This window comes from Lysinibacillus sphaericus (assembly GCF_000600105.1).
Lineage (GTDB): Bacteria > Bacillota > Bacilli > Bacillales_A > Planococcaceae > Lysinibacillus > Lysinibacillus sphaericus.
This window is the reverse complement of record NZ_CP006837.1, coordinates 4,638,887-4,662,822: the sequence shown is the minus strand read 5'-3', so window position 1 is coordinate 4,662,822 and position 23,936 is coordinate 4,638,887. Positions and strand designations below refer to the sequence as shown.

Here is a 23,936-nt window from a genome sequence, read left to right as displayed (position 1 = left end):
AGTCTGTGTAAAAAAAACAAGTATTCTGTGGATAATTTAAAAGAGAGAAAAGGGAAACATAGAATTGGCGATTTGAAAGAAATTTATAAAATACATTGACAAAATAGCTAATTACTTTATATAATATGCAGGTCTGTATGTTGAAAAATTCAACTATCATTCAGGAGGTGTCTATATACAATGAAACGTACTTACCAACCAAAGAAACGTAAGCACAGCAAAGTTCACGGTTTCCGCGCACGTATGAGCACGAAAAACGGTCGCAAAGTTCTTGCTGCTCGTCGTCGTAAAGGAAGAAAAGTTTTATCAGCATAAAATAAGTCCACTGAGCCACATCAGTGGTCTTTTTTTTCTTTATTTTTTGAAGCCGTTAAGGATCAAAAGAATAATTCAGTAGCAGGTGAAAGTAATGAAAAAACGCCAACGAGTGAAAAAGAATGAGGATTTTCAAAAGGTGTTTAAAAAGGGGAAATCTTTCGCGAATCGTCAGTTTGTCGTTTATTTTTTGCCGAAAGAGGGACAAACAGAATTTCGTGTAGGGTTATCTGTTAGTAAGAAGCTTGGGAATGCGGTAACACGCAACCAAATTAAACGTTATATTCGACAAAGTATTCATGAGTTAAAAGATGAATTAAAGACGAATATGGACTATGTTATTATCGCCAGACATCCGGCGGCCACTATGGATTTTCATGAAGTGAAACAAAGTTTGCAGCATGTACTACGAATTGCTAGAGTATTGAAGAAATCGTAAGACATTCAGCAACCAAAGTGGCGATAAAGTACACTTTTAAAAGGTTCTACAATAACTTATGTAAATGTAGATAGTCCCTTTACTGCATGAGCACATTTTAATTGGCATATTTAGTAGAGTGAAAGCTAATTTGCATGATAAAATAACTGATAACTTTATTCAGTTGAAAAAATAAAATTGAATAGAGACAATGCATATAGATTTTAGAAAAGTGAATAGTATTTGTAGGGGGAAGACGGTTGAAAAAACAACTTTGGGTAATTTTGTCGCTAGTATCAGTAGCATTACTACTATCTGGGTGTACAGAATTTAACGATCCAATATCCAAAGATAGCCAAGGCTTCTGGAATGAATTCATTGTTTGGCCGTTAGTATCAGCGATAAAATATTTTGCTGATTTACTTGGTACGTATGCATGGGGGATTATTGCAGTAACAATTATTATTCGTTTAGCAATTCTTCCATTGATGATTAAACAAACAAAGAGCTCGAAAAAAATGCAAGAAATTCAGCCAAAATTGAAGGAATTGCAGAAGAAGTATGCTTCTAAGGATGCACAAACACAGAAACAGTATCAGCAAGAAATGATGAAGCTGATGAGTGAGTCTGGTGTAAACCCAGTTGCTGGATGTTTACCAGTAATCATTCAAATGCCAATTTTAATTGGTTTTTATCACGCAATTAGTCGAATGAACGCTACAGCTGCTTTTGATTTAGGAAATTTCTTTATCTTCCCATTAGCAGATCCTGCGCCAGCTTTAGCAATTATCGCTGGTATTATGCAATTTTTCGTATTACGTACGGGCCCAGCAATGGACAACCCTCAGATGAAAATTATGATTTACATTATGCCATTCATGATTATCGGTTTTGGTATGGCATTACCAGCTGCATTATCACTTTATTGGGTAATCGGGAACATTATCTCGATTCTTCAAAACCTGTATATTTATAAACCTTGGCAAAACAACAAAACACAACCTGCTCAAAATGGAGGGGCTAAAAAGTGAAACAACTTACGCAAATAGGCGCAACAACACAAGAAGCGATCTCATTGGCGTTACAGAAACTTGGCAAAACCCGTGAACAAGTAGATGTTGAAGTTTTACAAGAAGGTAAAAAAGGATTTTTAGGTTTTGGAGCACGTTCTGCAGAAGTACGTGTGACTGTAAAAGAAATACAAGCTCGTCCAACTACAGAAATAGTAAAAGTAGCTGAGCAAGACGAAACGGCTAAAGAACAATTGAACGAACAAAAAGTAGTGGATGACGTTGCAAAATTAAGTTCACAAGTTTCGGAACAACCAATGGACATCGAAGCTGTTCAACAAGCCATTAAAGAGGAAGAAGATAACACTGTAAATCCAATTGAAGAAGCAAAAGCTTATATAGTAAGTATAGCGGAGCAATTGGGAATTCAAGATCTTGACATTGAAACGGCCCGTGAAGGTAAATATGTGCTGTTTCAATTGAAAAGTGAGAAGGCTGCATTACTTATAGGGAAACGCGGTCAAACGTTAAATTCTTTACAACAATTAACACAACTCGTTTTAAATAAAACCGCTAAACAATTCTTAATGGTGAAATTAGACGTAGAAAACTATCGTGAACGTCGACAACAAGCCTTAGAGCAACTGGCGGATCGTATGGCTGACAAGGCACTTCGGTTAAATCAACGTGTGGCATTTGAACCGATGCAATCATACGAAAGAAAAATTATTCATAATCAATTAGCGAATCGTCTGGATATAGAAACATATTCAGAAGGCACAGAACCAAACCGCTATTTAGTTATTGAACCAGTAAAGAACGCTTAGACTTTCTTTACGTAAAGGCATACAGACATATGCTAAAAAGACCGGTCATTTTATCGTTATGATAAAGTGACCGTTTTTTACTGTCTGAAAAACAGGAAGATTATGAAGCAATGTGACAAGTCGTAAAATGTCGGATATTGAACGTTTAAAGCGAAAATGATGAAGGGTAAGTAAATTTTTATTTATCCACAAATGGAAATGATCCTTACTTTAGATTTTATCGAAAATATGTTAGTCTAAGATGTTAGAAAGTGTTGATCGGTTTTATTTATCCACATGTGGATAACGTTAAGGAGGTAATAAAATGGAGTTCGATACAATTGCTGCGATATCCACACCGATGGGTGAAGGCGCTATTGCCATAGTTCGCTTAAGTGGTGATGAAGCAGTAGCTATTGCAGATAAGATTTTTAAATCGCCTGGTGGAAAAAGTTTAAAGAAGCAGGCTTCACATACAATTCATTATGGACACTTAGTCGATCCTAAAACAAATGAGGTAGTAGAAGAAGTAATGCTATCGTTAATGCGAGGACCAAAAACGTTCACGCGTGAGGATGTAATAGAGATCAACTGCCATGGAGGACTCGTTTCAGTTAATCGCGTATTAAAATTAGTATTAACAAATGGGGCAAGATTGGCAGAGCCAGGTGAATTTACAAAACGTGCGTTTTTAAATGGGCGTATTGATTTATCACAGGCCGAAGCAGTAATGGATTTAATTCGAGCGAAGACAGATCGTGCGATGAATGTCGCACTTGGTCAAATGGATGGGAAATTATCTCGCCTTATTGGAGATTTGCGCCAAGCATTGCTAGAGACTTTAGCGCAAGTAGAGGTTAATATAGATTATCCAGAGTATGATGATGTAGAAGAAATGACAGTGCCCGTATTACTTGAAAAATGTACATGGGTACGTAATGAAATCATTAAACTTTTACAAACATCCTCTCAGGGCAAAATTTTACGTGAAGGCTTATCGACGGTTATTTTAGGACGACCAAATGTAGGGAAATCTTCACTTTTAAATAGTTTAGTGCAAGAAAATAAAGCAATTGTGACAGATATTGCAGGTACAACTCGTGATATTATAGAAGAGTACGTAAATGTACGTGGGGTACCACTTCGTTTAGTCGATACAGCCGGCATTCGTGAAACAGAAGATATTGTGGAGCGAATTGGCGTTGAACGTTCTCGTGAGGCGTTACGTAGCGCAGACTTAATTTTATTCGTACTAAATTATGCGGATGAATTAACGATTGAGGATGAACGTCTATTCGAAACAATTGAGGCGATGGATTATATCGTCATTGTCAATAAAACCGATTTACCGCAAAAAATTGATTTAGCCCGTGTAAAAGCATTAGCAGGTAGTCATCGTATTGTGACAACTTCTCTTTTACAAGAAGAGGGAATAGCAGAGTTAGAGGAAGCAATAGCTGCATTATTCTTCGAGGGTCAAATTGAAGCGGGCGATTTAACATATGTATCGAATGCACGTCATATTGCATTACTCCACCAAGCGCAAGCGACGGTAGAGGACGCACTAGCTGCAGCGCAGGCTGGTGTACCTGTTGATATGGTGCAAATAGATGTAACAAGAACGTGGGAGATACTTGGTGAAATTATTGGAGATACGGTGCAAGAAAGCCTTATCAATCAACTATTTTCACAGTTCTGTTTAGGGAAATAATTCTACTAGAGAAGGGAAGATACGAGCATGCCAACACAATATGAGGCAGGCACGTTTGATGTGATTGTTATAGGGGCAGGACATGCAGGTTCAGAAGCGGCCTATGCTGCTGCTAAAATGGGTGCCAACACACTCATGCTAACAATCAACTTAGATATGATTGCATTTATGCCATGTAACCCATCAATCGGTGGCCCTGCAAAAGGGATTGTCGTTCGTGAAATTGACGCACTAGGTGGGTTAATGGGGAAAGTTATAGATAAAACGCATATTCAAATGCGTATGTTAAATACAGGGAAAGGTCCAGCTGTACGTGCACTACGCGCCCAAGCGGACAAAGTACTCTACCAACACGAAATGAAACGTGAGTTAGAAGAAAATGAAAATTTAACAATTCATCAAGCAATGGTAGAAGAGCTTATTATAGAAGATGGTGAAGTAAAAGGCGTTATTACACAAATTGGCGCAATTTATCGTGCCAAAGCAGTAGTTGTAACAACGGGTACATTCCTTCGTGGTGAAATTATTATCGGAGACATGAAATATTCAAGCGGTCCAAATAACCAACAACCATCCATTCGCTTAGCGGACAATTTAAAAGAATTAGGTTTTGACCTTGTACGCTTTAAAACAGGTACACCACCTCGTGTCAATAGCCGTACAATTGATTATTCAAAAACAGAAATACAACCAGGCGATGATGTACCACGCGCATTTAGCTTTGAAACAACTGAATTTATCATGGACCAACTGCCATGTTGGCTAACATATACAAGCCCTCAAACACATGAAATTATTGAGGCAAATTTACATCTTTCACCGATGTACTCCGGTATGATTAAAGGAACAGGCCCGCGCTATTGTCCTTCAATCGAAGATAAAGTCGTACGATTTAATGATAAGCCACGCCACCAAATTTTCTTAGAACCAGAAGGTCGCAATACAAGAGAAGTGTACGTCCAAGGTTTATCGACAAGCTTACCTGAACATGTGCAACATCGTTTGTTAAAATCCATTCCAGGATTAGAACAAGCTGAAATGATGCGTGCTGGTTACGCAATCGAATACGATGCTATCGTTCCAACACAATTATGGCCAACATTGGAAACAAAACGCATTAAAGGTTTATATACAGCCGGTCAAATTAACGGAACATCTGGTTATGAAGAAGCAGCTGCTCAAGGTTTGATGGCGGGGATGAACGCTGCTGCCAATGTTCTTGGTAAAGAAGAACTGATTTTAAGTCGTTCAGAAGCTTACATCGGTGTATTAATCGACGATTTAGTAACAAAAGGTACAAATGAGCCATATCGTCTCCTAACATCTCGTGCTGAATATCGTTTACTACTTCGCCATGACAATGCCGATTTACGTTTAGTTGAACGTGCATATAAAATGGGCATGATATCACAGCAACGTTATGAACAATTCATGGAGAAAAAAGCGTTAATTGAAAATGAAATTGCACGCCTTCGTGAAGTAATCATTAAACCAAATGAAACAACACAAGCTGCCATTCGCTCTGTAGGTGGTAGTGAACTGAAAGATGGTATACGTGGCGCCGATTTATTAAAACGTACGGAAATGCATTATGATTTAGTGTCTTCGTTAATACCAGCTGAAATTGAATTTTCTGATGAAGTAAAAGAACAAATCGAAATTCAGCTAAAATATGAAGGTTATATTGAAAAAGCATTGCAACAAGTTGAAAAGCTTCATAAAATGGAAAATAAAAAAATTCCAGAGAACATTGATTATGATGCCATTTCAGGTCTTGCAACAGAAGCACGACAAAAATTAAAACAAGTAATTCCGCTTTCCATTGCACAGGCGTCTCGAATTTCAGGGGTAAATCCTGCAGATATTTCGATTCTACTTGTTTACATTGAACAAGGGAAAATCGCACGTGTAAGTGGTGAATAATAGCGCAACAACAAAGTGAATAAGAGGCGGGCATACCATTGTGCCCGCTTCCTATTTTTAAGGCTATGTTATCCTTCAACGTTTTGTTATGTGCGACCAAACAAATATTGAGCCATTTTTTAAAGGAGACCTTACATGAACGAACAACAATTTATTGAGGCATTGAAGGACAAGGGGATAGAACTTTCTGACAAGCAACTAGCACAGTTCAAAAAGTATTTTGAACTGCTTGTCGAGTGGAATGAAAAGATGAACCTAACAGCAATCACAGATTTTGAAGGTGTCTATTTAAAACATTTCTATGATTCTATTAGTGCCTCATTTTATTTTGATTTTACACAGGTAACAACAGTTTGTGATGTAGGAGCTGGAGCTGGTTTCCCTAGTATTCCAATTAAAATCTGCTTCCCTCATTTACAAGTAACAATTGTAGATTCTTTAAATAAACGCATTACCTTTTTAAATCATTTAAGTGAAGAATTACAGTTAGATCATATGCATTTTGTCCATGCCCGTGCAGAAGAATTTGGTCAAAATATTAAATATCGTGAACAATTTGATGTTGTAACAGCCCGTGCAGTAGCTCGCTTGTCTGTACTATCAGAATTATGTGTACCACTAGCAAAACAGGGCGGTTACTTTGTTGCGTTAAAGGCTGCGGCAGGTCCAGAAGAATTAAAAGATGCAAAAAAAGCATTGGTCACTTTAGGTGTGACATTAAAAGAAGAATTTTCTTTTACTTTACCTGTTGAAGAAAGTGAACGTACTTTATATGTTTTTGATAAAATAAAAGGAACGCCAAAAAAATATCCGCGTAAGCCTGGTGTACCAAATAAAACACCTATTCAATAATTAGTGTTTCATGTGAAACTTCTCAAACTGGAAAAATATTTTCTCTAGTTTGAGCATACATACTAGTTATGGATGGTTCACGCAAATGACATCTATGAACTATATACATTTTAGGAAATATAATAAATAATAATAGAATGAGACAGAGCAAGATAGTTACTTAAAGGTGGTGCCACTTGGATGAAAAGTCCTTTTTCACGTTTTTTTGGAGGCGGAAATAAAGCAGAGCCTATTGTGGAAAATGAAGTAGAACAAGCAGAGGCGGTTCGTGCAACAGAAGAGGTCATTAAGCTTCCAATCGATCAAATCGTACCAAACCGTTTTCAGCCACGTACTATTTTTGATGACGAAAAAATTGAAGAATTATCTAGAACCATTCATACCCATGGTGTGATTCAACCAATTGTTGTACGTAGCACAGCAAACAATCAATATGAAATCATCGCCGGTGAGCGTCGTTACCGCGCAATGAAAAAGCTGCAATGGACAGAAGTTCCTGCGATTGTACGGAATTTAACGGATAAGGAAACAGCATCAATTGCATTAATTGAAAACCTTCAACGTGAAGAGTTAACGGCAATTGAAGAGGCAGTGGCCTACCAAAAATTATTAGAGCTTCATGAGCTAACACAAGAAGCTCTTGCCCAACGACTAGGAAAAGGACAATCCACGGTAGCCAATAAATTACGTCTATTAAAGCTTCCTGAAGAAGTGCAGCAAGCTATATTAAAGCGTCAAATTTCTGAAAGACATGCACGTGCACTAATTGCTATTAAAGATCAAACATTACAATTAGAAGTTTTGCATCAAGCGATTGAGCATGATTGGAATGTTCGCCAATTAGAAGAGCACATCCATGCATTATTACATCCAGAAGCGGTGGATCAAGAAGAAGCCATTCCTAAAAAAGTGAAGCCGAAAAGAAAAGCAATAAGTAAGGATGTCCGCATAGCCCTAAATACGATTAAACAATCACTATCAATGGTGACAAAAAGTGGTATAACGGTTAAGACAGAAGAAGAAGATACAGAAGAATACTATCAAATTACAGTAAAAATACCTAAAAAGAAGAAATCTTAATTTATTTAATTATATTAAAAAAGTAATTTGTGCGGTTTTATATGTGGAATACAGGGGAGGATCTTAGAAATAAATCTAAGATGCCTCCTTTTTTGTATATATTCTTAATATTTTATACAACTCTGTTGAGTTTTTTTGATAGAATGATAAGTAAGATAACGGTATTGAACAATGATTTTACAAATGGATTTGTCAAAGCAAACTTTGATAGATGAAAGCAGGTGCTTTTAAATGGGTAGAATTATAGCAATCGCCAATCAAAAGGGTGGCGTAGGTAAAACAACAACATCGGTCAATTTAAGCGCTTGTCTAGCATATTTAGGAAAAAAAGTGCTATTGATTGATACAGATCCACAGGGCAATACAACAAGTGGACTGGGCATTAATAAAGGGGAAATACAAAGTTGTATTTATGATGTACTAATCGATGACGAAAACGTTGAAAATGTCGTCCAACAAACAAATGTTGAAAATCTATATATCGTCCCTGCGACCATTTCTTTAGCGGGAGCAGAGATTGAACTAGTTTCAACGATTTCTCGTGAAGTACGCTTAAAGCATGCACTTCAAGACATTAAAGAAGACTATGACTATATTATTATTGATTGCCCACCCTCATTAGGGCTACTAACAATTAATGCGTTAACCGCGTCTGATGCACTGATAATTCCTGTGCAATGTGAATATTATGCATTAGAAGGGTTAAGTCAATTATTATCGACTGTGCGTTTAGTGCAAAAGCATTTGAATCAGCAGTTATATATTGATGGCGTATTATTAACAATGCTTGATGCAAGAACCAATTTAGGGTTACAAGTAATTGATGAAGTGAAAAAATATTTTCAAGATAAAGTATATAAAACGATTATTCCTCGTAATGTACGATTAAGTGAGGCTCCAAGTCATGGACAGCCTATTATTATTTATGATGCAAAATCAAGAGGTGCTGAAGTTTATTTAGAGATGGCGAGGGAAGTGATAAAAAATGGCTAAAGGTTTAGGAAAAGGTATTGGTGCTCTATTTCCAGGAGAATCGTTAGAACAAAGTGAAAAAGTAGAAGAACTACAACTAAAGCTAATAGTCGCAAATCCATTTCAGCCTCGTAAAATATTCGATGAAGAAACATTACAAGAATTAGCTGATTCAATTCAGGAACACGGTATTTTACAACCAATTGCTGTACGGAAAAAAGGACAAAAATATGAAATTGTAGCAGGAGAACGTCGTTATAGAGCGGCACAGTTAGCAGGCCTAGAATTACTGCCAGCGATTGTTAAAGAACTGACGGACTCACAAATGATGGAGCTTGCTATTTTAGAAAATTTACAACGTGAAGATTTAACAGTTATTGAAGAGGCAGAAGCATACCAAAGTCTAATGGAAAACTTACATCTAACACAGGAGGAGTTATCTAAACGCTTAGGTAAGAGTAGACCGCATATTGCGAATCACGTTCGTTTATTAGCTTTGCCAGAGGAAATTCGCGCGTTGATGAATGAAGGTATATTATCAATGGGACAAGGACGTGCCTTACTTGGATTAAAAAATAAAAGAAGAATCCCAGAAGTTGCACGCAAGATTATTAAACAAGGCTTGAATGTGCGTCAGGTAGAAATTTTGGTGCAAAGTTTAAATGAAGAAGTTTCACGTGAAACATCGCAACCGAAGAAGAAGGATATTTTTGTTGTAGCGAAAGAATCGCAATTACGGGATTATTTTGGTACAAACGTTCAAATTAAAAAGACAAATAACAAAGGTAAAATTGAAATTGAATTTTACTCAGAAGATGATTTGGAACGTATTTTGGAAATATTAAACATTCAAGAAGATGATTTATAGTCCACTAATGTAATTAGAGCGCCAATATACTAGGCGCTCTCTATTTTTCTAGAGAGAAGGAAGGCCTTTTTGTGGTAATTTTAGGAGCATTAATTAATGCACTGTTGATTATAGTCGGTGCATTGGTGGGGCGCATTTTTAAAAATATTCCTGAGTCGATGAAAGCTTCTGTATTATCGATTATTGGCTTATCCGTTGCACTTTTAGGAATCAAAATGGGCTTCGAGAGTAATAATTTTATTATATTAGTGGTAAGTTTAGTAGTAGGAACTGTGATTGGAGAATGGCTAGATTTAGATAAGCAAATGAATCGACTTGGTCAGTGGATTGAATCACTTTTTAGTAAAAGACGTACGAATGACAATCAAATTAATATTGCAGAAGGCTTTGTAACTGCATCATTAATATTTGTTGTTGGCTCCATGGCGATTATAGGCGCACTTGATAGCGGGCTACGACAGGATCATAATGTCCTAATAACAAAAGGTATTATTGATGGTTTTACATCGATTATTTTAGCTTCTACTTTAGGTATTGGCGTATTATTATCAGCCGTTCCAGTATTTGTATACCAAGCGGTAATTGCCATTTTTGCAGGCGTCATCAGTGTATATATCCCAGATGACGCCCTACAGATGTTCATTACAGAAATGACATCAGTAGGTGGTGTTATGATTTTAGCGATAGGGTTAAATATAGCAGGCCTAACAAAGATCAAGGCTGCTAACTTGTTGCCGGGTATTGTCGTTGTCGGCATCATGGTTGCCATCATCTATCCTTTTCAATGAGTAGCGATGTGCAGCAAGCAGTAAAGCTCTTGAAAGCTTTTCAGCCATAGCATAAGAGATATGCAGTCGCGTATTTTGTAACACGAGCATTTCCATAAAGCCTCCAATATTGACGATTCCTTTAACGGAAATGTCACCAATTGGGGGCAATTCTTTTTTTACTGCTTTCCCAGGCAATATTGGCCCGTTCTGCACTGCAATATGTCCAACGTTTTGTTCACTACCTAGACATGCATCAATCGCAATAATAAAAGGTTTCGTAGTATGATGGTGTAACTGCTGTATGGTTGAATCTAAGTTGAGGGCATGCAATGGATTTTCTAAAGTTCCTACAACTTCATAAGGGAAACTAACAGACTTTTTCAAAAAACTACCTGTTAATGGCCCTAATGTATCCCCAGTACAACGATCACTTCCGATACAACAAAAAATAAGACGTTCATGATGAAAAGGAATATACTCTAAAAATAATGTACTCAATTGCCAAACAGCATTTTTACTTTCGTGATGAAGAGAATAGGGCAGTACTAAATTTGGAATAGTATTCATAAAAAAACTCACTTTCATTTTTATTTGTAAGAAGTGCTCAATTTTTATGCAGTATACGCAAATTTTTAACAAGTTATTCAAGAGGTGGTAATAATGGAATTTAACACAAGAGTAATGCAGAAAAAATGGGATCAACTGACGTCGGAGGCCTTTTGGGATCAGGTTATCGATGCAACGATTGAAATTACATTAATCCTTATTGCATCGTGGTTAGCTGTTCGATTAGGTAAAAAATTTATTAAAAAAGTATTTTTACTACGTATGCGCTCACCATTAAATCATTCGGAGCGCCGACAACGAACAATTGCAAGATTATTACAAAGTGTTATTTCGTATGTTGTCTATTTTTCGGCAATTATAGCTATTCTTTCTTCACTGAACATTAAGGTAGCTGGCTTACTTGCGGGGGCTGGAATCGTCGGTTTAGCTATCGGGTTTGGTGCGCAAAGTTTAGTAAAGGACGTGATTACAGGGTTCTTTATTATTTTTGAAGACCAGTTCGGTGTAGGGGATTATATTAAAATAAACGCAGCGGAAGGAACGGTTGTAGAAATAGGATTACGTACAACAAAGATTAATGGTGCTACTGGGGAGCAATTTATTATTCCAAATGGTGCAATTGGCGAGGTTATTAACTACTCTATCAATAACTCGAAAATTTTTATAGATTTACAAATGACAACCGATGCAAATTTCGAAAAAGCAGAAGGGCTTATTAAAAAGTATTTAGAAACACTACCTGATATGCATAAAGAGCTTGTGGCAGTACCTACCTTTTTAGGTGTCCAAAATGTAAAGGGAACAGAAGTAACGATTCGCATTGCCGCTGAAACATTACCACAACAACAATATGGCGTAGCTCGAACAATTCGCCGTGATGTGACGCAATTATTTGAGGAACATGATATTCCTATGGCGTATCCTAAAATGATGTTATATGGTGGAAGTGGAAAAGATGATGGGAGAAGTGAATAATATGGAAGCAAAAAAATTTGATCTAAATGATATTGTCGAAATGAAAAAACAACATCCATGTGGTACAAATGAGTGGAAAATTATTCGAATGGGTGCAGATGTGCGCATTAAATGCGAAGGGTGTCAGCACAGTGTGATGATTCCGCGTCGAGAATTTGAGAAAAAAATGAAGAAAATCATAAAGCGTGCAAGTGAAGTCTAGCTTTTTGTGTATTAGACTTTTTATGGGCGAATCAATATAATAGATAGGGTTATAAAGAAAACTTTAACTTGCTTCAACAGAAGTTCCCTGCCCTTAGGTGGGGAATACCAACTATGCACTTAAATTCATGGGGGATTTCAATCCCGATTGCTTCAAGTGAATTGCCCCAGCGAATGGACAGATTTATAGAGAAACTTTTTGACAAGGAAGCTCGAAAGAAAAATCTGGACAAAATGACGTAGGGTGTAATTGCTTGTGTCGGTCTCCTTCATTACGGATTAGGCGTTAGAGTGTCATAATACTGTGGTTTAACAGAAACAAAATTGAACTGATTATAGAAAGGTTGTGTCCATTTATGGCATTAACAGCTGGAATCGTTGGTTTACCTAACGTTGGAAAATCAACATTATTTAACGCAATTACAAAAGCGGGCGCTTTGGCTGCCAACTATCCATTCGCAACAATCGATCCAAACGTAGGTATTGTTGAAGTACCTGATGCACGTTTAGACAAACTAACAGAGTTAGTAATACCAAAAAAGACTGTGCCAACAGCATTTGAATTTACTGATATTGCAGGTATCGTAAAAGGTGCTTCTAAAGGAGAAGGCTTAGGAAACAAATTCCTTGCACATATTCGTGAAGTAGATGCAATCTGCCAAGTAGTACGTTGCTTTGTAGATGAAAATATTACACACGTGTCAGGTGCGGTAGATCCAATTGATGACATTGAAGTAATTAATTTAGAGCTAGCACTTGCTGATTTAGAATCAGTGGATAAACGTTTACAACGCGTAAGCAAAATGGCAAAACAAAAAGATAAAGAAGCGATGGTGGAAGAACCGATTCTTCTAAAAATCAAAGCTGAATTAGAAAACGGACGACCTGCTCGTGCTGCTGAACTTTCAGAGGACGAACTAAAAGTGATTAAAGGTCTTCACCTATTAACGATTAAACCAATGCTTTATGTTGCCAATGTTTCAGAAGACGAAGTGGCAGATGCAGATAATAATGAATATGTTCAAAAGGTACGTGAATATGCATCAGCTGAAGGTGCACAAGTCATTACAATTTGTGCAAAAATTGAAGAAGAAATTTCTGAGCTTGACGATGAAGAAAAAGCGATGTTCTTAGAAGAACTAGGCATTAAAGAATCAGGTTTAGACCAACTAATCCGTACTTCATATGATTTATTAGGTCTTGCCACATACTTCACAGCTGGAGTCCAAGAAGTACGTGCATGGACATTCCGTAAAGGCATGAAAGCACCACAATGTGCTGGTATTATTCATACAGACTTTGAGCGTGGATTTATTCGTGCAGAAACAGTTGCTTTCGATGATTTAGTAGAAGCAGGCTCACAAGCTGCTGCGAAAGAAGCGGGGAAAGTACGTCTTGAAGGTAAAGAATATATTGTACAAGACGGCGATATCATGTTATTCCGCTTTAACGTGTAATTTAAAATTGCCATTATGAATGTAAGCAATTCTCATGAAATACAAACAGAATTTAGTTTATATTCATAAAAACATAATAGGCTATCTCCTAGCGAATCTTTTCATGTTTGGGATAGCCTATTTTTGGTTATATAGATATCAGAATTTTCAATTTCTAAAGGGGGATATTATGAACATAGTAGAAATAAAAAAGCGGGCTTTAGAAATCGAACAGTCAGGAAAGTTACCACAAGATATATTAGAAATTATTTATGAGCAACGATTGTTTAAATTATTTATTGCAAAAGAGTTAGGTGGTAAAGATTTAGACTTACTTGAAGGAATAAAAGTATTTCAGCGCATGTCTGCTATCGATGGAAACTTTGGCTGGCTTGTGACAATAGGAACAGGCGGTAATATGTTTGTGCCAACGTTTAAGCAAGAAATAGCTGAAGAGATTTTTTCACCAAGCGATGCAGTAATAGCAGGGAGCGGCTACCCTACAGGTACAGCCGTAAAAATGGACAGCGGTTATTCGGTAACAGGGCAGTGGAAGTATTGTAGTGGTGCTGACTATGCAACAACATTTACCATGAATTGCTTTATTAAAGAAGATGGTATGCTGACAGATAAAATCATTAGTTGCGCGGTGAACCGGGAGCAAGTAGAAATTATCAATGATTGGCAAGCAATGGGCCTAAAAGCAACAGCAAGCCATACAATTCGAGTACAAGATGTATGCATACCATTCGATCAAACATTCCAATTAGGTATTTGTAAAAATAATTATGATAATGCAGTCTATCGTTTTCCGTTCGGCACTTTTGCAGAGGCTTCTTTTTTAAGTGTTTGTCTGGGCATTACGGAGAATTTCTTAGAGGAGGCTGCAACTGTCATTGAACGAAAAAATAAAGAATCCCATCGCACAGAACGTATTGGCGCATTGCAGTTTCTTTATATGCAACAACTAAAGCGTTTTAGACAGATTGAAGAACATTTTTACGCTATGTTGACAATCTATTGGCAAAAACATAAACAGGGAATTGAACTGACAGAGCAAGAATACCAACAGTTTACGGAAATGAGCAAAGAAAGTGCAGCTGACTGTGTGGACATTGCTAATAGTATTATTCGCAGTCTCGGAATGGACGCTATTATTGAAACAGCAACGATTAACCGCATTTGGCGAAATTTATGTACAGCTGCACAACATGGATTTTTAACACCATAATAACTTATGCTCCTAGAAGATAGCCATTACTTATCCGTTTTCTGTGGAGGATAAACATACAGCTTTGGTAACTGAGGATCGTCCTCTACAAGAGCATGTTTAGGATATTTGCGTAATTCCTTATACATGGCGAAATCTCCGACTGCTCCGCCAATTAAAAAGGCACCTGCAAGTAGTAAGATGGTACTGTTAAAGTAAAAGCCAGCAATGGTTGGAACAATACCAGTTGTCCAAAATGGCAATAACAACGCCTTTTTCATTGCATAATTAGGGAGAGGTTTGTCGGTCGTTGCATAGGCTACCCCAAGCTCTAAGTTAATACCGTATTTTAGCGATTTAAAAGGCACGCCACCAAAGAGCATAAAGCCAATTAAATGAAAGGCTTCATGCAATATGATAAGCACGATATAAAGTACGACAAAAAGGATAAATCCACTTAGCATTTGCCAAACCGAAATTTGAAACTCCTTCATACATATGAATTGTATGGCAATAAATAAAATAGCGAGGCCACTAGTAATAACAACACTATCCATCATTAGTTTCTTAATATCTAATTCAATTACTTCGGGTTTTTGATCGGGTAACATAGAAGTCCTCCTTCATGAAATTAGTAATCTTCATTATATCGAATGAATTATTTGATTGCGACTTGAAAGACAGATGCCAATGTGTTACAATTCATTGATGTGAGTAATATTTATTACTTACTCCTTGCTCCCTGCAAACAGGAGAGCCTGAGTCCATAAGGAGGTGTAAACAGATGAGAAAATACGAATTAATGTACATCGTACGTCCAAACATTGAAGACGAAGCGAAGAAAGCTTTAGTTGAACGTTTCAACGAAATCTTAACTTCTAACGGTGCTGAAGTCATCGAAGCAAAAGAGTGGGGCAAACGCCGCTTAGCTTACGAGATCCAAGACTTCCGCGAAGGTTACTACCAAATCGTGAAAGTAAACGCTCCTTCAGAAGCAATCAACGAATACACACGTCTTGCTAACATCAGCGAAGATATCATTCGTCACATTGCAGTTCGTGAAGAAGCAAAATAATTTTAAACAAAATGCTGAAAAGGAGGTTGCATTCTGATGATAAATCGTGTCGTATTAGTTGGAAGACTAACAAAAGACCCTGAGCTGCGCTACACACCGAATGGTATTGCGTCTACTCGATTTACAGTAGCTGTGAATCGTACATTCTCAAACCAACAAGGTGAAAAAGAAGCAGATTTCATTAGCTGCGTTGCTTGGCGTAAACAGGCTGAAAACTTAGCGAACTTCATGAAAAAAGGAAGTTTGATTGGAGTAGAAGGTCGTATCCAAACAGGTAGCTATGAAGGACAAGATGGTAAGCGTGTATATACAACTGATGTTGTGGCAGATAGCGTACAGTTTTTAGAGCCTCGTAGTGGTGGAGGTGCTCCTGCATCGAACCAATACGGCGGACAATCTTACGCTAATAGCCAGCCGTCATATGGCGGTGGACAACCACAACAACAGTATGGTGGCGCGATGCCTCAGCAAGGTTCATTTGGCGGCGGTGCTTCTTATCAGCAAAATCAACCACCAATGAATCAGCCGAACTATACACGAGTAGACGAAGATCCATTTGCGAATAGCAAGGGACCGATTGAAGTATCAGAAGACGATCTTCCATTCTAATTCTTCGAGCTACAAAAACTATAAACTTATAAGGAGGAGACATCACTATGGCACCACGTCGCGGAGGCCGCAAACGCCGTAAAGTTTGCTATTTTACATCTAATAACATTACGCATATCGACTATAAAGATGTGGATTTATTAAAAAAATTCATCTCTGAACGCGGTAAAATTTTACCACGTCGCGTAACTGGCACTAGCGCTAAGTACCAACGTAAATTAACTTCAGCTATCAAAGTTTCTCGTATTATGGGATTACTTCCATTCGTATCTGAAGATAAATAAGATGATTGAGCACAACAAGGTTTAATGCCTTGTTGTGCTTTTTTATTTCCTTGAAAATCGATACAGAACAAACCCCCAAAAATGGAGGCAGATTTACATAGATGTCTAAATAAACATCACTATTAAAACTATCAATTTTTATTAAATTTAGAATATTGACAGATAATTATATTTTAAATTATTATAATATTGAAAATTTTAAAATTTATTTTGTAATTCAAGGGGTGTTAAATTTGAAAACTACAAAATGGATGCTGGTAGGTGCACTTTTAGATCTCTTTTGTCCCATCCTCTTTCTTACAATGAAGGTAAAACAAAGTGAAAAACTGTTTAGTATCTAGTAGGTTTTTGTTACTAACGTTGCTATTGTTTACTAGCGCCACTTCCTTGCTTTATATACTGGACTCTGTTAGCTATACCAATATGATTAACAACGGCTATATCAGTAAAAATGCTGTTGAATTCATTATTAAAACCGAAGAGCCTTCTCTAGACATTGACTTAGAAGAACCATATTTGTTAATGCAATATAAACTAGACAATCCACAATTAAAATATATTTATATTCATCCATCCGTAAAGTTGCCACCTATAAACTATCAAAAACAACCACGCTCAACAGACTATATAATTACAGGCAATGTTTTTCCTGAAGAGGTACTGTCAAGAAATATGAAAAGCCTCGTTATTGGACAATTTGACACACCATCCTCTTACTTAAATAGAGAGGCATGGTATATAGTCATGTCTCAACAAATCAACTTGAAAAATGGAACGAAGTTTATTCTCAATGTGGAAAGTGGCAATCCACATCAATTAATTGAAAAAATATTTCCTAATACGAGTTATCAGCTACTTGAAAACGAGGGTAGAGGAACTGCCATATTAACTTCCAATATTTTATTGAAAGGATTCTTAATCATTTCTTTACTATTTGTCATTATTGCACAAGCTGTTTCAGTCGTTTATGCCATTCAAAGTAAAAAATCTATTGTTCAAATATTGTATTTTGCTGGAGGGAAATGGCAACTTATATTTCTTAAAGTGTTTAAATTAGAATTCATTGCGCTCATTATGATCATGTTATTGGCATTTTTATCATTAATAGCGTTTAACCATTTCTATTCGATTTGGGGGAATCAGTGGTACTACGTATCTGTTTTCTATATATTAGTAACATTTATAGTGTATTTTTTAGCCTGTCTGCTCATGACAAAGTCCTTGATTAAAAAAGGAGTAAAATCGTTTTGAATACAGCTAGACTTCTACTGAAAAATAAAAAATGGTTTACGTTGTTTATAGGGTTACTTTCATTTCTATTTTCTGTCGTTTTATTTGTACTGTTAGTAAATATAAATATTTCAAAAATAGAAATACGTTCAGCAAGTAAATTTCATCACTACAATATCTATCAGATTACGGATGATTTAATCGGTAAAAGAGAAATTGAATTTTTTAAAGATGTAAAAAACTATGATATACTCAATGATTTTAATAACCGGGTATTTGAAAATAGTAAATTGATCTTTTATAATGCCGTATCGCAACCAATAGGCTTAAAACAATATCCCCCTGATAAGAAGTTCTCCACCAACTATGAATTTGGTTCCAATAATGATGTATACGAGTACGATGGGCAGTTTTATCAATCCACTAAATCGATTCAAATTACTAAATCCGTTTTTGATTATAATGTCGTTGAACTGGTGGAAGGACAGCCATTTGATGATTCTGCTTATGTCTACGTAGCAGGAAAAAATGAAATACCGGTCATTCTTGGCTCTGACTATCGTCAATACTATAAGTTAAATGACCAATTAGAGCTTCATTATTACTATGAAAAATTTGTCGGGCGAGTAGTCGGTTTTGCAAAGGAAAATTCATTTATTTTCACTAACCTTGAACCGCAGCAAGTGCTCAATCGCTACATCCTACTGCCTTCCATGTCGCTTTCTGAACAACCTTCTATGTTGTTACAAAAAACAGAGGTAGATGAAATATTCTTTCGCGCACTTCTATTAAGTAACATGGGTGGTTATTTAATGACCAACTTAAACGCGCTTGAGGTAAGAAAGGAAGTTGCAGACATAGGAAAAGTTACGAATTTCACTAATTATCAAATTATTGGTGCGAATTCGCTATCAGTGAATCTTTTATACAAAATGGTTGATGCCAATCAAACACTTATTTTTACAATATCGGGTGTTGTATTTATTTTCATATTGTGTGCTTTCTATTTGTTCGTTAAGAGTTTCATAAAAAGACAATTCGATACGTATTTAGTGTTCATTATGAGTGGGGTTACAAATAATAAAATTAAAAAAACTATACAATTCCAATTTTCAACCCTCAATGGTATGAGTATAGGACTGGCATTGTTGTGCACCGTTCTATTTATGCAAGACATTACGCTACTATCTATTTTATTAATTGCTGGGTTCTTGGTTTGGTTGTTATTCTATGTCGTAGTTTATATATTAGTGAATCAATTATTAGCAACGACGAATATCATTGAAAAGTTAAAGGGTGATTAAAATCATAAGCTTTATTTCTTTAGATAACATCGTAAAAGCGTATAATGACAAAATAATATTACATCACATTAATTTAGAAATTGTTAACAATCAATTCATTTCTATAAAAGGACCTAGTGGCGTTGGAAAAAGCACACTTTTAAATATATTGGCTGGACTTGAAAAAGCGGATAGTGGTAAATATATTTTGGATCGTATAGAAATGCATGCCCAAAATCTTAATGAGCTTTCGGAAATAAGAGGCAGTCGAATCGGATACATATCACAATACAATCCAATGATTCGCAACCTTACAGTTCGGGAAAATATCGTAGTACCTTTATTATTAGGCAACTATAATCAAAAGCAAATCACGGCATATCTCGATGAACTAAGTGCCTGTTTAAAAATTAATCATTTACTTGATAAGAAAATTGACAAGTTATCTGGTGGAGAAAGACAACGAGTAGGAGTCATCAGAGCACTGATTAAAAAGCCTATATTGTTGATAGCTGATGAGCCGACTGGGTCATTGGATGACGATACGACAATTTTAGTGTTTCACCTTTTTAAAAGGCTGTCTGAAAGTGGAACGACTATCGTTATGGCTACTCATAGTCATTTAAGTTCTCAATATGCTGATAAAGAATATAGGATGAGTTCGGCGGGGATTTTTTAAAACGCTCAAACCGTGGGTGATATGTAGCTATTATTCGGTGAATTTTGGTATTTTGAGTTCGGTATTGTACCGGACTCATTTTTTATTTTCTCCTTTATCTGTGGTGATTTTTTTGCCCCAAAATAGTAAAATTCCATACCATTATCCTATTTTGATAAGGAAACTTCACTTTTGTCATTATTTCATCAAAAAGCCTTTAGACGTTCTTAGCGTTTTTTGTTCAATAAGGTGAAAAAATGGTACAATAAAGTTTAGTAAGTTTGACTGATAAAAAGGAAGGTTTTCAATGCCGAATAATCAAACAAAGGCGCTTGTACAAGGCTCGATGATGGTTGCAATGTTTACAATCTTAATGATTGCTTCAGCATATGTACCAATTATTTCTTTAGTAGCCTTACTATTTACTCCATTACCAATTGCTTGGTATAGCGCAAATTACAAGCGTTCCTCATCAATACTCGTCGCAGTTGTAGGTTGTATATTAACTGTGCTAACGAGTGGACTGTTTATGCTACCATTCGCCTTTATTATGGCGTTACTTGGGGTAATCATAGGTAATGCAATTCAATTAAAGAAGAGCAAACTTTATTTATTCATGTCATCCGGTATCGCGGTACTTTTATCGTCAGCACTTGTCTATTTAGCCTATGTGCAATTAGCGGGAATTAACGTGATTGAAATGAGCTTGGACATTGCCCGAGATAGTTATGAGCAATCCAACGAGCTTGCTAAAAGTATGACAGGTCAAATCGCTATTCAACCTGAACAAATGGAGGCTATGCTTAACACAATTGAGCTAACAATACCTTCGACAGTAACAATCTTTGCATTTTTAATAGCATTTATTATCATTACATTGAATTTACCTATTTTAAAACGATTAGGTTTAGCAGTACCAAAATTTCCAGCATATGAAAATATGCGACTTCCACGCTCTATTTTATGGTACTACATGATTATTTTGTGTATTAATCTATTTATACGTCCAGAAGCGGGCTCTATGCTAGATATTATTGTATTAAATGTGTCTTATATTTTGTGGCTTTTATTAATTCTTCAAGGAATATCATTTATTCATTATTTCATTGCGACGAAAGGAATGCCGAGTGTTGTCAAATGGATAGCTACCATTTTAGCTATTCCACTATCATCATTCATTATCTTACTCGGTATTATAGATTTAGGTTTCGACGTGCGTTCACTTGTGAAAGGGAAGACTAAGGAATAAGGGGCTGATGAGTAATGGGGACTTTTAGAAAACGACCAATCCGCTATCCGCTTTTTGTTCTTTCCATTTTTGGCATTGTGACGTTCGCGCTTCTTTGTATTTGGAATATCGCGATTGGTATTGGCTATGGAGTAGGCTTTGCGTTGTTAATGGCCTACACATGGAAAATTGAAAAAGCTACTTTTGAAGAGACCGAAAAGCATATAGAATCCATTTCCTTCCGTATGAAAAAGGTTGGGGAAGAGGCATTACTTGAAATGCCGATTGGGATATTGCTCGTCAATGAGGAATACGAAATTGAGTGGTCAAACCCATATATGCAAAATGTATTAAACAATGAGGCATTAGTGGGTGAAGGAATTGTCAATATATCCGACGACATCTACGTACTGATGAAGACCGAGGAAACAAAAGAAGCAACGATTACGCTTCGTGATCGTAAATATCGTGTCTTTTACAAGGAAGAGGAGCGTCTACTATATTTCTTCGATATTACAGAGCAAATTGCAATTGAAAAACAATACTTTGCAGATCGTACAGTTATTGCTATTTTATTTGTCGATAACTATGATGAAATTACACAAGCAATGGATGACCAGCCGCGTAGCTTAACTAATACGATGGTAACGTCTATTGTCAATGACTGGGCAGCGGAGCACGGAATATTTGTCAAACGAATTTCATCGGATCGTTTTTTAGCAGTTTTAAATGAATCGATTTTAACAGAACTAGAAAAGAAAAAATTTGCTATTTTAGATACAATTCGTGAAAAGACAGCACAAAAAAACCTTTCACTAACACTAAGTATTGGTGTTGGTGCTGGCTCTTCTTCACTAGTGGAACTTGGTGAATTAGCCCAATCGAGTTTAGATCTTGTTTTAGGTCGTGGTGGGGATCAGGTAGCCATCAAACAACCTACAGGAAAGCTCAAGTTCTATGGAGGGAAAACCAACCCTGTTGAAAAACGTACACGTGTTAGGGCGCGGGTTATCTCACATGCCCTACGTGATTTAATACAAGACAGTGACCAAGTGTTTGTTATGGGACATAAAAATCCTGATATGGACTCTATTGGTGCATCTGTTGGGGTTCGCAAAATGGCTCAAATGAATGATGTAAAAGGCTATGTCGTCATTAATTTTGATGAACTGAACGGTAGTGTCACACGTTTAATGAATGAAATTGAAAGTAAATCCGATTTCTACGAGCACTTCTTAACGCCAGAAGAAGTGGCTACAAAAATGACTGAAAAATCCTTACTTATTATTGTAGATACACATAAGCCGAATTTAGTCATTGATCCATACTTATTAAAGCTTGCGGAAAAGGTAGTCGTAATCGACCATCATCGTCGTAGTGAAGACTTTATTGAAAATCCAACGCTTGTGTATATGGAGCCTTATGCTTCGTCTACAGCAGAGCTTGTTACTGAGTTATTAGAGTATCAGCCAAAGCGGGCAAAAATTAATATGCTAGAAGCGACAGCGCTATTAGCAGGGATTATTGTAGATACAAAGAGTTTTACACTTCGTACAGGTGCCCGCACGTTTGAGGCAGCTTCTTATTTACGAACAAATGGAGCCGATACAGTTTTAGTACAAAGACTTCTAAAAGAAGACATCCATACGTATATTGAACGTTCGAAAATTGTGCAAACTGTGAAATTCGTGAAGCCTGGCATCGCACTAGCCGTAGGTGAAGATTCAAAAATTTACGATTCCGTTTTAATCGCGCAAACGGCTGATATTTTACTAACGATGAAAGATGTAAACGCATCTTTTGTCATTGCGCATCGTGCTGATGGTAAAATTGGTATTAGTGCAAGGTCATTAGGAGAAGTAAATGTACAGCTTATCATGGAAAGGCTCGGCGGTGGCGGGCATTTAACAAATGCTGCTTGCCAAATAGAAGCACTTTCCATTAGTGAAGTAAAAAAATATTTAGAAGAGGCCATATATGAGGTACTCGAAGGGAGTTCTGAATTATGAAAGTAGTATTTTTAAAAGATGTTAAAGGTAAAGGAAAAAAAGGGGAAGTAAAAAATGTAGCAGATGGCTATGCACAAAACTTCCTAATTAAAAACGGTTATGCTGCAGAAGCAAATGCACAAGCAATGAGCCAATTACAAGGTCAAAAGAAACTAGAAGAAAAAAACGCAGCAGCAGAATTAGCTGAAGCACAAGCTTTAAAAGAAAAGCTAGAAGCATTAACAGTGGAGTTAAAAGCAAAATCAGGAGATGGTGGACGCTTATTCGGTTCAGTTTCGACAAAACAAATTGCAGAAACACTGCAAAAAGTACATGGCATTAAAATTGATAAACGCAAAATGACTTTACCTGATGGCATCCGTGCACTAGGCTTTACAAATGTACCTGTAAAACTACATCACGAAGTATCAGCGACATTAAAAGTACAAGTAACGGAAGAATAAGGG

Annotated in this window: 26 protein-coding genes; 24 read left to right on the top strand and 2 right to left on the bottom strand. The window is 36.6% G+C overall.

The features are described from left to right. The first annotated feature begins 180 nt into the window (after nucleotides 1–180). The 11 genes from rpmH to T479_RS22620 all read left to right on the top strand — a co-directional run bounded on the left by rpmH (nucleotide 181) and on the right by T479_RS22620 (nucleotide 10,743). The gene (gene rpmH, locus T479_RS22670) at nucleotides 181–315 is read left to right on the top strand and encodes a 50S ribosomal protein L34 (protein ID WP_004233310.1); all 135 of its coding nucleotides are present in this window, start codon (nucleotides 181–183) and stop codon (nucleotides 313–315) included. Between the two features lie 94 nt (nucleotides 316–409). Beyond that, on the top strand, nucleotides 410–754 hold the full coding sequence (gene rnpA / locus T479_RS22665) for a ribonuclease P protein component (RefSeq protein ID WP_024364629.1): 345 nt from the start codon (nucleotides 410–412) through the stop codon (nucleotides 752–754). A 239-nt stretch (nucleotides 755–993) separates the two neighbouring features. After that, nucleotides 994–1,764: a membrane protein insertase YidC gene (gene yidC / locus T479_RS22660; protein WP_024364630.1), complete on the top strand. Its 771-nt coding sequence runs from the start codon at nucleotides 994–996 to the stop codon at nucleotides 1,762–1,764. Beyond that, nucleotides 1,761–2,570: an RNA-binding cell elongation regulator Jag/EloR gene (jag, locus tag T479_RS22655; RefSeq protein ID WP_024364631.1), complete on the top strand. Its 810-nt coding sequence runs from the start codon at nucleotides 1,761–1,763 to the stop codon at nucleotides 2,568–2,570. Before yidC ends, jag begins: the two co-directional genes overlap by 4 nt. Before the next feature lie 304 nt (nucleotides 2,571–2,874). After that, nucleotides 2,875–4,260 carry a tRNA uridine-5-carboxymethylaminomethyl(34) synthesis GTPase MnmE gene (gene mnmE, locus T479_RS22650; protein ID WP_024364632.1) on the top strand — a complete coding sequence of 462 codons (1,386 nt, stop codon included), beginning with the start codon at nucleotides 2,875–2,877 and terminating at the stop codon, nucleotides 4,258–4,260. Between the two features lie 27 nt (nucleotides 4,261–4,287). Further along, nucleotides 4,288–6,183 (top strand): tRNA uridine-5-carboxymethylaminomethyl(34) synthesis enzyme MnmG, encoded by a 1,896-nt coding sequence (mnmG, locus tag T479_RS22645; protein ID WP_024364633.1) that lies wholly within the window; start codon nucleotides 4,288–4,290, stop codon nucleotides 6,181–6,183. Between the two features lie 135 nt (nucleotides 6,184–6,318). Further along, on the top strand, nucleotides 6,319–7,035 hold the full coding sequence (gene rsmG, locus T479_RS22640) for a 16S rRNA (guanine(527)-N(7))-methyltransferase RsmG (RefSeq protein ID WP_024364634.1): 717 nt from the start codon (nucleotides 6,319–6,321) through the stop codon (nucleotides 7,033–7,035). Between the two features lie 180 nt (nucleotides 7,036–7,215). Continuing rightward, nucleotides 7,216–8,115 carry a nucleoid occlusion protein gene (gene noc, locus T479_RS22635; RefSeq protein WP_024364635.1) on the top strand — a complete coding sequence of 300 codons (900 nt, stop codon included), beginning with the start codon at nucleotides 7,216–7,218 and terminating at the stop codon, nucleotides 8,113–8,115. A 231-nt stretch (nucleotides 8,116–8,346) separates the two neighbouring features. After that, nucleotides 8,347–9,108 carry a ParA family protein gene (locus T479_RS22630; RefSeq protein WP_024364636.1) on the top strand — a complete coding sequence of 254 codons (762 nt, stop codon included), beginning with the start codon at nucleotides 8,347–8,349 and terminating at the stop codon, nucleotides 9,106–9,108. Further along, nucleotides 9,101–9,955: a ParB/RepB/Spo0J family partition protein gene (locus T479_RS22625; protein WP_024364637.1), complete on the top strand. Its 855-nt coding sequence runs from the start codon at nucleotides 9,101–9,103 to the stop codon at nucleotides 9,953–9,955. Before T479_RS22630 ends, T479_RS22625 begins: the two co-directional genes overlap by 8 nt. Nucleotides 9,956–10,026: 71 nt before the next feature. Beyond that, nucleotides 10,027–10,743, top strand: coding sequence for a DUF554 domain-containing protein (locus T479_RS22620; RefSeq protein WP_024364638.1), 717 nt, complete (start codon nucleotides 10,027–10,029; stop codon nucleotides 10,741–10,743). Here T479_RS22620 and yyaC read toward each other — a convergent pair. Further along, the gene (gene yyaC / locus T479_RS22615; protein WP_025220908.1) at nucleotides 10,660–11,292 is read right to left on the bottom strand and encodes a spore protease YyaC; all 633 of its coding nucleotides are present in this window, start codon (nucleotides 11,290–11,292) and stop codon (nucleotides 10,660–10,662) included. The genes T479_RS22620 and yyaC overlap by 84 nt on opposite strands. A 93-nt stretch (nucleotides 11,293–11,385) precedes the next feature. Between yyaC and T479_RS22610 the strand changes: the two genes are divergently transcribed. The 4 genes from T479_RS22610 (at nucleotide 11,386) to T479_RS22595 (ending at nucleotide 15,135) form a co-directional block, all read left to right on the top strand. After that, on the top strand, nucleotides 11,386–12,267 hold the full coding sequence (locus T479_RS22610; protein WP_025220907.1) for a mechanosensitive ion channel family protein: 882 nt from the start codon (nucleotides 11,386–11,388) through the stop codon (nucleotides 12,265–12,267). A gap of 1 nt (nucleotide 12,268) precedes the next feature. Continuing rightward, nucleotides 12,269–12,469 carry a DUF951 domain-containing protein gene (locus T479_RS22605; RefSeq protein ID WP_024364640.1) on the top strand — a complete coding sequence of 67 codons (201 nt, stop codon included), beginning with the start codon at nucleotides 12,269–12,271 and terminating at the stop codon, nucleotides 12,467–12,469. A 355-nt stretch (nucleotides 12,470–12,824) separates the two neighbouring features. After that, a complete protein-coding gene (gene ychF, locus T479_RS22600; RefSeq protein ID WP_024364641.1) occupies nucleotides 12,825–13,925 on the top strand; it encodes a redox-regulated ATPase YchF in 1,101 nt (366 codons plus the stop codon). 169 nt (nucleotides 13,926–14,094) lie between these two features. Beyond that, nucleotides 14,095–15,135, top strand: coding sequence for an acyl-CoA dehydrogenase family protein (locus tag T479_RS22595; protein ID WP_025220906.1), 1,041 nt, complete (start codon nucleotides 14,095–14,097; stop codon nucleotides 15,133–15,135). Between the two features lie 26 nt (nucleotides 15,136–15,161). Here T479_RS22595 and T479_RS22590 read toward each other — a convergent pair whose 3' ends face one another. Next, the gene (locus T479_RS22590) at nucleotides 15,162–15,725 is read right to left on the bottom strand and encodes a DUF3267 domain-containing protein (RefSeq protein WP_024364643.1); all 564 of its coding nucleotides are present in this window, start codon (nucleotides 15,723–15,725) and stop codon (nucleotides 15,162–15,164) included. Nucleotides 15,726–15,898: 173 nt separating this feature from the next. On the opposite strand from T479_RS22590, the gene rpsF reads away from it, so the two are divergent. The 9 genes from rpsF to rplI all read left to right on the top strand — a co-directional run bounded on the left by rpsF (nucleotide 15,899) and on the right by rplI (nucleotide 23,933). Beyond that, nucleotides 15,899–16,189, top strand: a complete 291-nt coding sequence (rpsF, locus tag T479_RS22585; RefSeq protein ID WP_024364644.1) for a 30S ribosomal protein S6 — start codon at nucleotides 15,899–15,901, stop codon at nucleotides 16,187–16,189. A gap of 36 nt (nucleotides 16,190–16,225) precedes the next feature. Further along, nucleotides 16,226–16,798 (top strand): single-stranded DNA-binding protein, encoded by a 573-nt coding sequence (gene ssb / locus T479_RS22580; protein WP_024364645.1) that lies wholly within the window; start codon nucleotides 16,226–16,228, stop codon nucleotides 16,796–16,798. A gap of 47 nt (nucleotides 16,799–16,845) precedes the next feature. Further along, nucleotides 16,846–17,082 (top strand): 30S ribosomal protein S18, encoded by a 237-nt coding sequence (gene rpsR, locus T479_RS22575; RefSeq protein ID WP_024364646.1) that lies wholly within the window; start codon nucleotides 16,846–16,848, stop codon nucleotides 17,080–17,082. Nucleotides 17,083–17,400: 318 nt separating this feature from the next. Further along, entirely contained in the window at nucleotides 17,401–18,333 is a 933-nt protein-coding gene (locus tag T479_RS22570) for a hypothetical protein (protein ID WP_137036921.1), read from the top strand. After that, entirely contained in the window at nucleotides 18,330–19,616 is a 1,287-nt protein-coding gene (locus T479_RS22565; RefSeq protein WP_025220904.1) for a hypothetical protein, read from the top strand. Before T479_RS22570 ends, T479_RS22565 begins: the two co-directional genes overlap by 4 nt. Further along, nucleotides 19,609–20,274 (top strand): ABC transporter ATP-binding protein, encoded by a 666-nt coding sequence (locus T479_RS22560; RefSeq protein WP_081769939.1) that lies wholly within the window; start codon nucleotides 19,609–19,611, stop codon nucleotides 20,272–20,274. The genes T479_RS22565 and T479_RS22560 overlap by 8 nt, the downstream gene beginning before the upstream one ends. 286 nt (nucleotides 20,275–20,560) lie before the next feature. Then, the gene (locus T479_RS22555) at nucleotides 20,561–21,502 is read left to right on the top strand and encodes a YybS family protein (protein WP_025220902.1); all 942 of its coding nucleotides are present in this window, start codon (nucleotides 20,561–20,563) and stop codon (nucleotides 21,500–21,502) included. Nucleotides 21,503–21,516: 14 nt separating this feature from the next. Further along, complete coding sequence (locus tag T479_RS22550) at nucleotides 21,517–23,490, top strand: DHH family phosphoesterase (protein WP_025220901.1); 1,974 nt, start codon at nucleotides 21,517–21,519, stop codon at nucleotides 23,488–23,490. Next, nucleotides 23,487–23,933: a 50S ribosomal protein L9 gene (rplI, locus tag T479_RS22545; RefSeq protein ID WP_025220900.1), complete on the top strand. Its 447-nt coding sequence runs from the start codon at nucleotides 23,487–23,489 to the stop codon at nucleotides 23,931–23,933. Before T479_RS22550 ends, rplI begins: the two co-directional genes overlap by 4 nt. The last annotated feature ends 3 nt before the right edge of the window (nucleotides 23,934–23,936 follow it).

What these genes read in the sequence shown, in the direction of transcription:
- rpmH (WP_004233310.1), top strand. Translation starts at nt 181, where the DNA reads ATGAAACGTACTTACCAACCAAAGAAACGTAAGCACAGCAAAGTTCAC.
- rnpA (WP_024364629.1), top strand. Translation starts at nt 410, where the DNA reads ATGAAAAAACGCCAACGAGTGAAAAAGAATGAGGATTTTCAAAAGGTG.
- mnmE (WP_024364632.1), top strand. Translation starts at nt 2,875, where the DNA reads ATGGAGTTCGATACAATTGCTGCGATATCCACACCGATGGGTGAAGGC.
- mnmG (WP_024364633.1), top strand. Translation starts at nt 4,288, where the DNA reads ATGCCAACACAATATGAGGCAGGCACGTTTGATGTGATTGTTATAGGG.
- rsmG (WP_024364634.1), top strand. Translation starts at nt 6,319, where the DNA reads ATGAACGAACAACAATTTATTGAGGCATTGAAGGACAAGGGGATAGAA.
- noc (WP_024364635.1), top strand. Translation starts at nt 7,216, where the DNA reads ATGAAAAGTCCTTTTTCACGTTTTTTTGGAGGCGGAAATAAAGCAGAG.
- T479_RS22630 (WP_024364636.1), top strand. Translation starts at nt 8,347, where the DNA reads ATGGGTAGAATTATAGCAATCGCCAATCAAAAGGGTGGCGTAGGTAAA.
- T479_RS22625 (WP_024364637.1), top strand. Translation starts at nt 9,101, where the DNA reads ATGGCTAAAGGTTTAGGAAAAGGTATTGGTGCTCTATTTCCAGGAGAA.
- yyaC (WP_025220908.1), bottom strand. Translation starts at nt 11,292, where the DNA reads ATGAATACTATTCCAAATTTAGTACTGCCCTATTCTCTTCATCACGAA.
- T479_RS22610 (WP_025220907.1), top strand. Translation starts at nt 11,386, where the DNA reads ATGGAATTTAACACAAGAGTAATGCAGAAAAAATGGGATCAACTGACG.
- T479_RS22605 (WP_024364640.1), top strand. Translation starts at nt 12,269, where the DNA reads ATGGAAGCAAAAAAATTTGATCTAAATGATATTGTCGAAATGAAAAAA.
- ychF (WP_024364641.1), top strand. Translation starts at nt 12,825, where the DNA reads ATGGCATTAACAGCTGGAATCGTTGGTTTACCTAACGTTGGAAAATCA.
- T479_RS22595 (WP_025220906.1), top strand. Translation starts at nt 14,095, where the DNA reads ATGAACATAGTAGAAATAAAAAAGCGGGCTTTAGAAATCGAACAGTCA.
- T479_RS22590 (WP_024364643.1), bottom strand. Translation starts at nt 15,725, where the DNA reads ATGTTACCCGATCAAAAACCCGAAGTAATTGAATTAGATATTAAGAAA.
- rpsF (WP_024364644.1), top strand. Translation starts at nt 15,899, where the DNA reads ATGAGAAAATACGAATTAATGTACATCGTACGTCCAAACATTGAAGAC.
- ssb (WP_024364645.1), top strand. Translation starts at nt 16,226, where the DNA reads ATGATAAATCGTGTCGTATTAGTTGGAAGACTAACAAAAGACCCTGAG.
- rpsR (WP_024364646.1), top strand. Translation starts at nt 16,846, where the DNA reads ATGGCACCACGTCGCGGAGGCCGCAAACGCCGTAAAGTTTGCTATTTT.
- T479_RS22555 (WP_025220902.1), top strand. Translation starts at nt 20,561, where the DNA reads ATGCCGAATAATCAAACAAAGGCGCTTGTACAAGGCTCGATGATGGTT.
- T479_RS22550 (WP_025220901.1), top strand. Translation starts at nt 21,517, where the DNA reads ATGGGGACTTTTAGAAAACGACCAATCCGCTATCCGCTTTTTGTTCTT.
- rplI (WP_025220900.1), top strand. Translation starts at nt 23,487, where the DNA reads ATGAAAGTAGTATTTTTAAAAGATGTTAAAGGTAAAGGAAAAAAAGGG.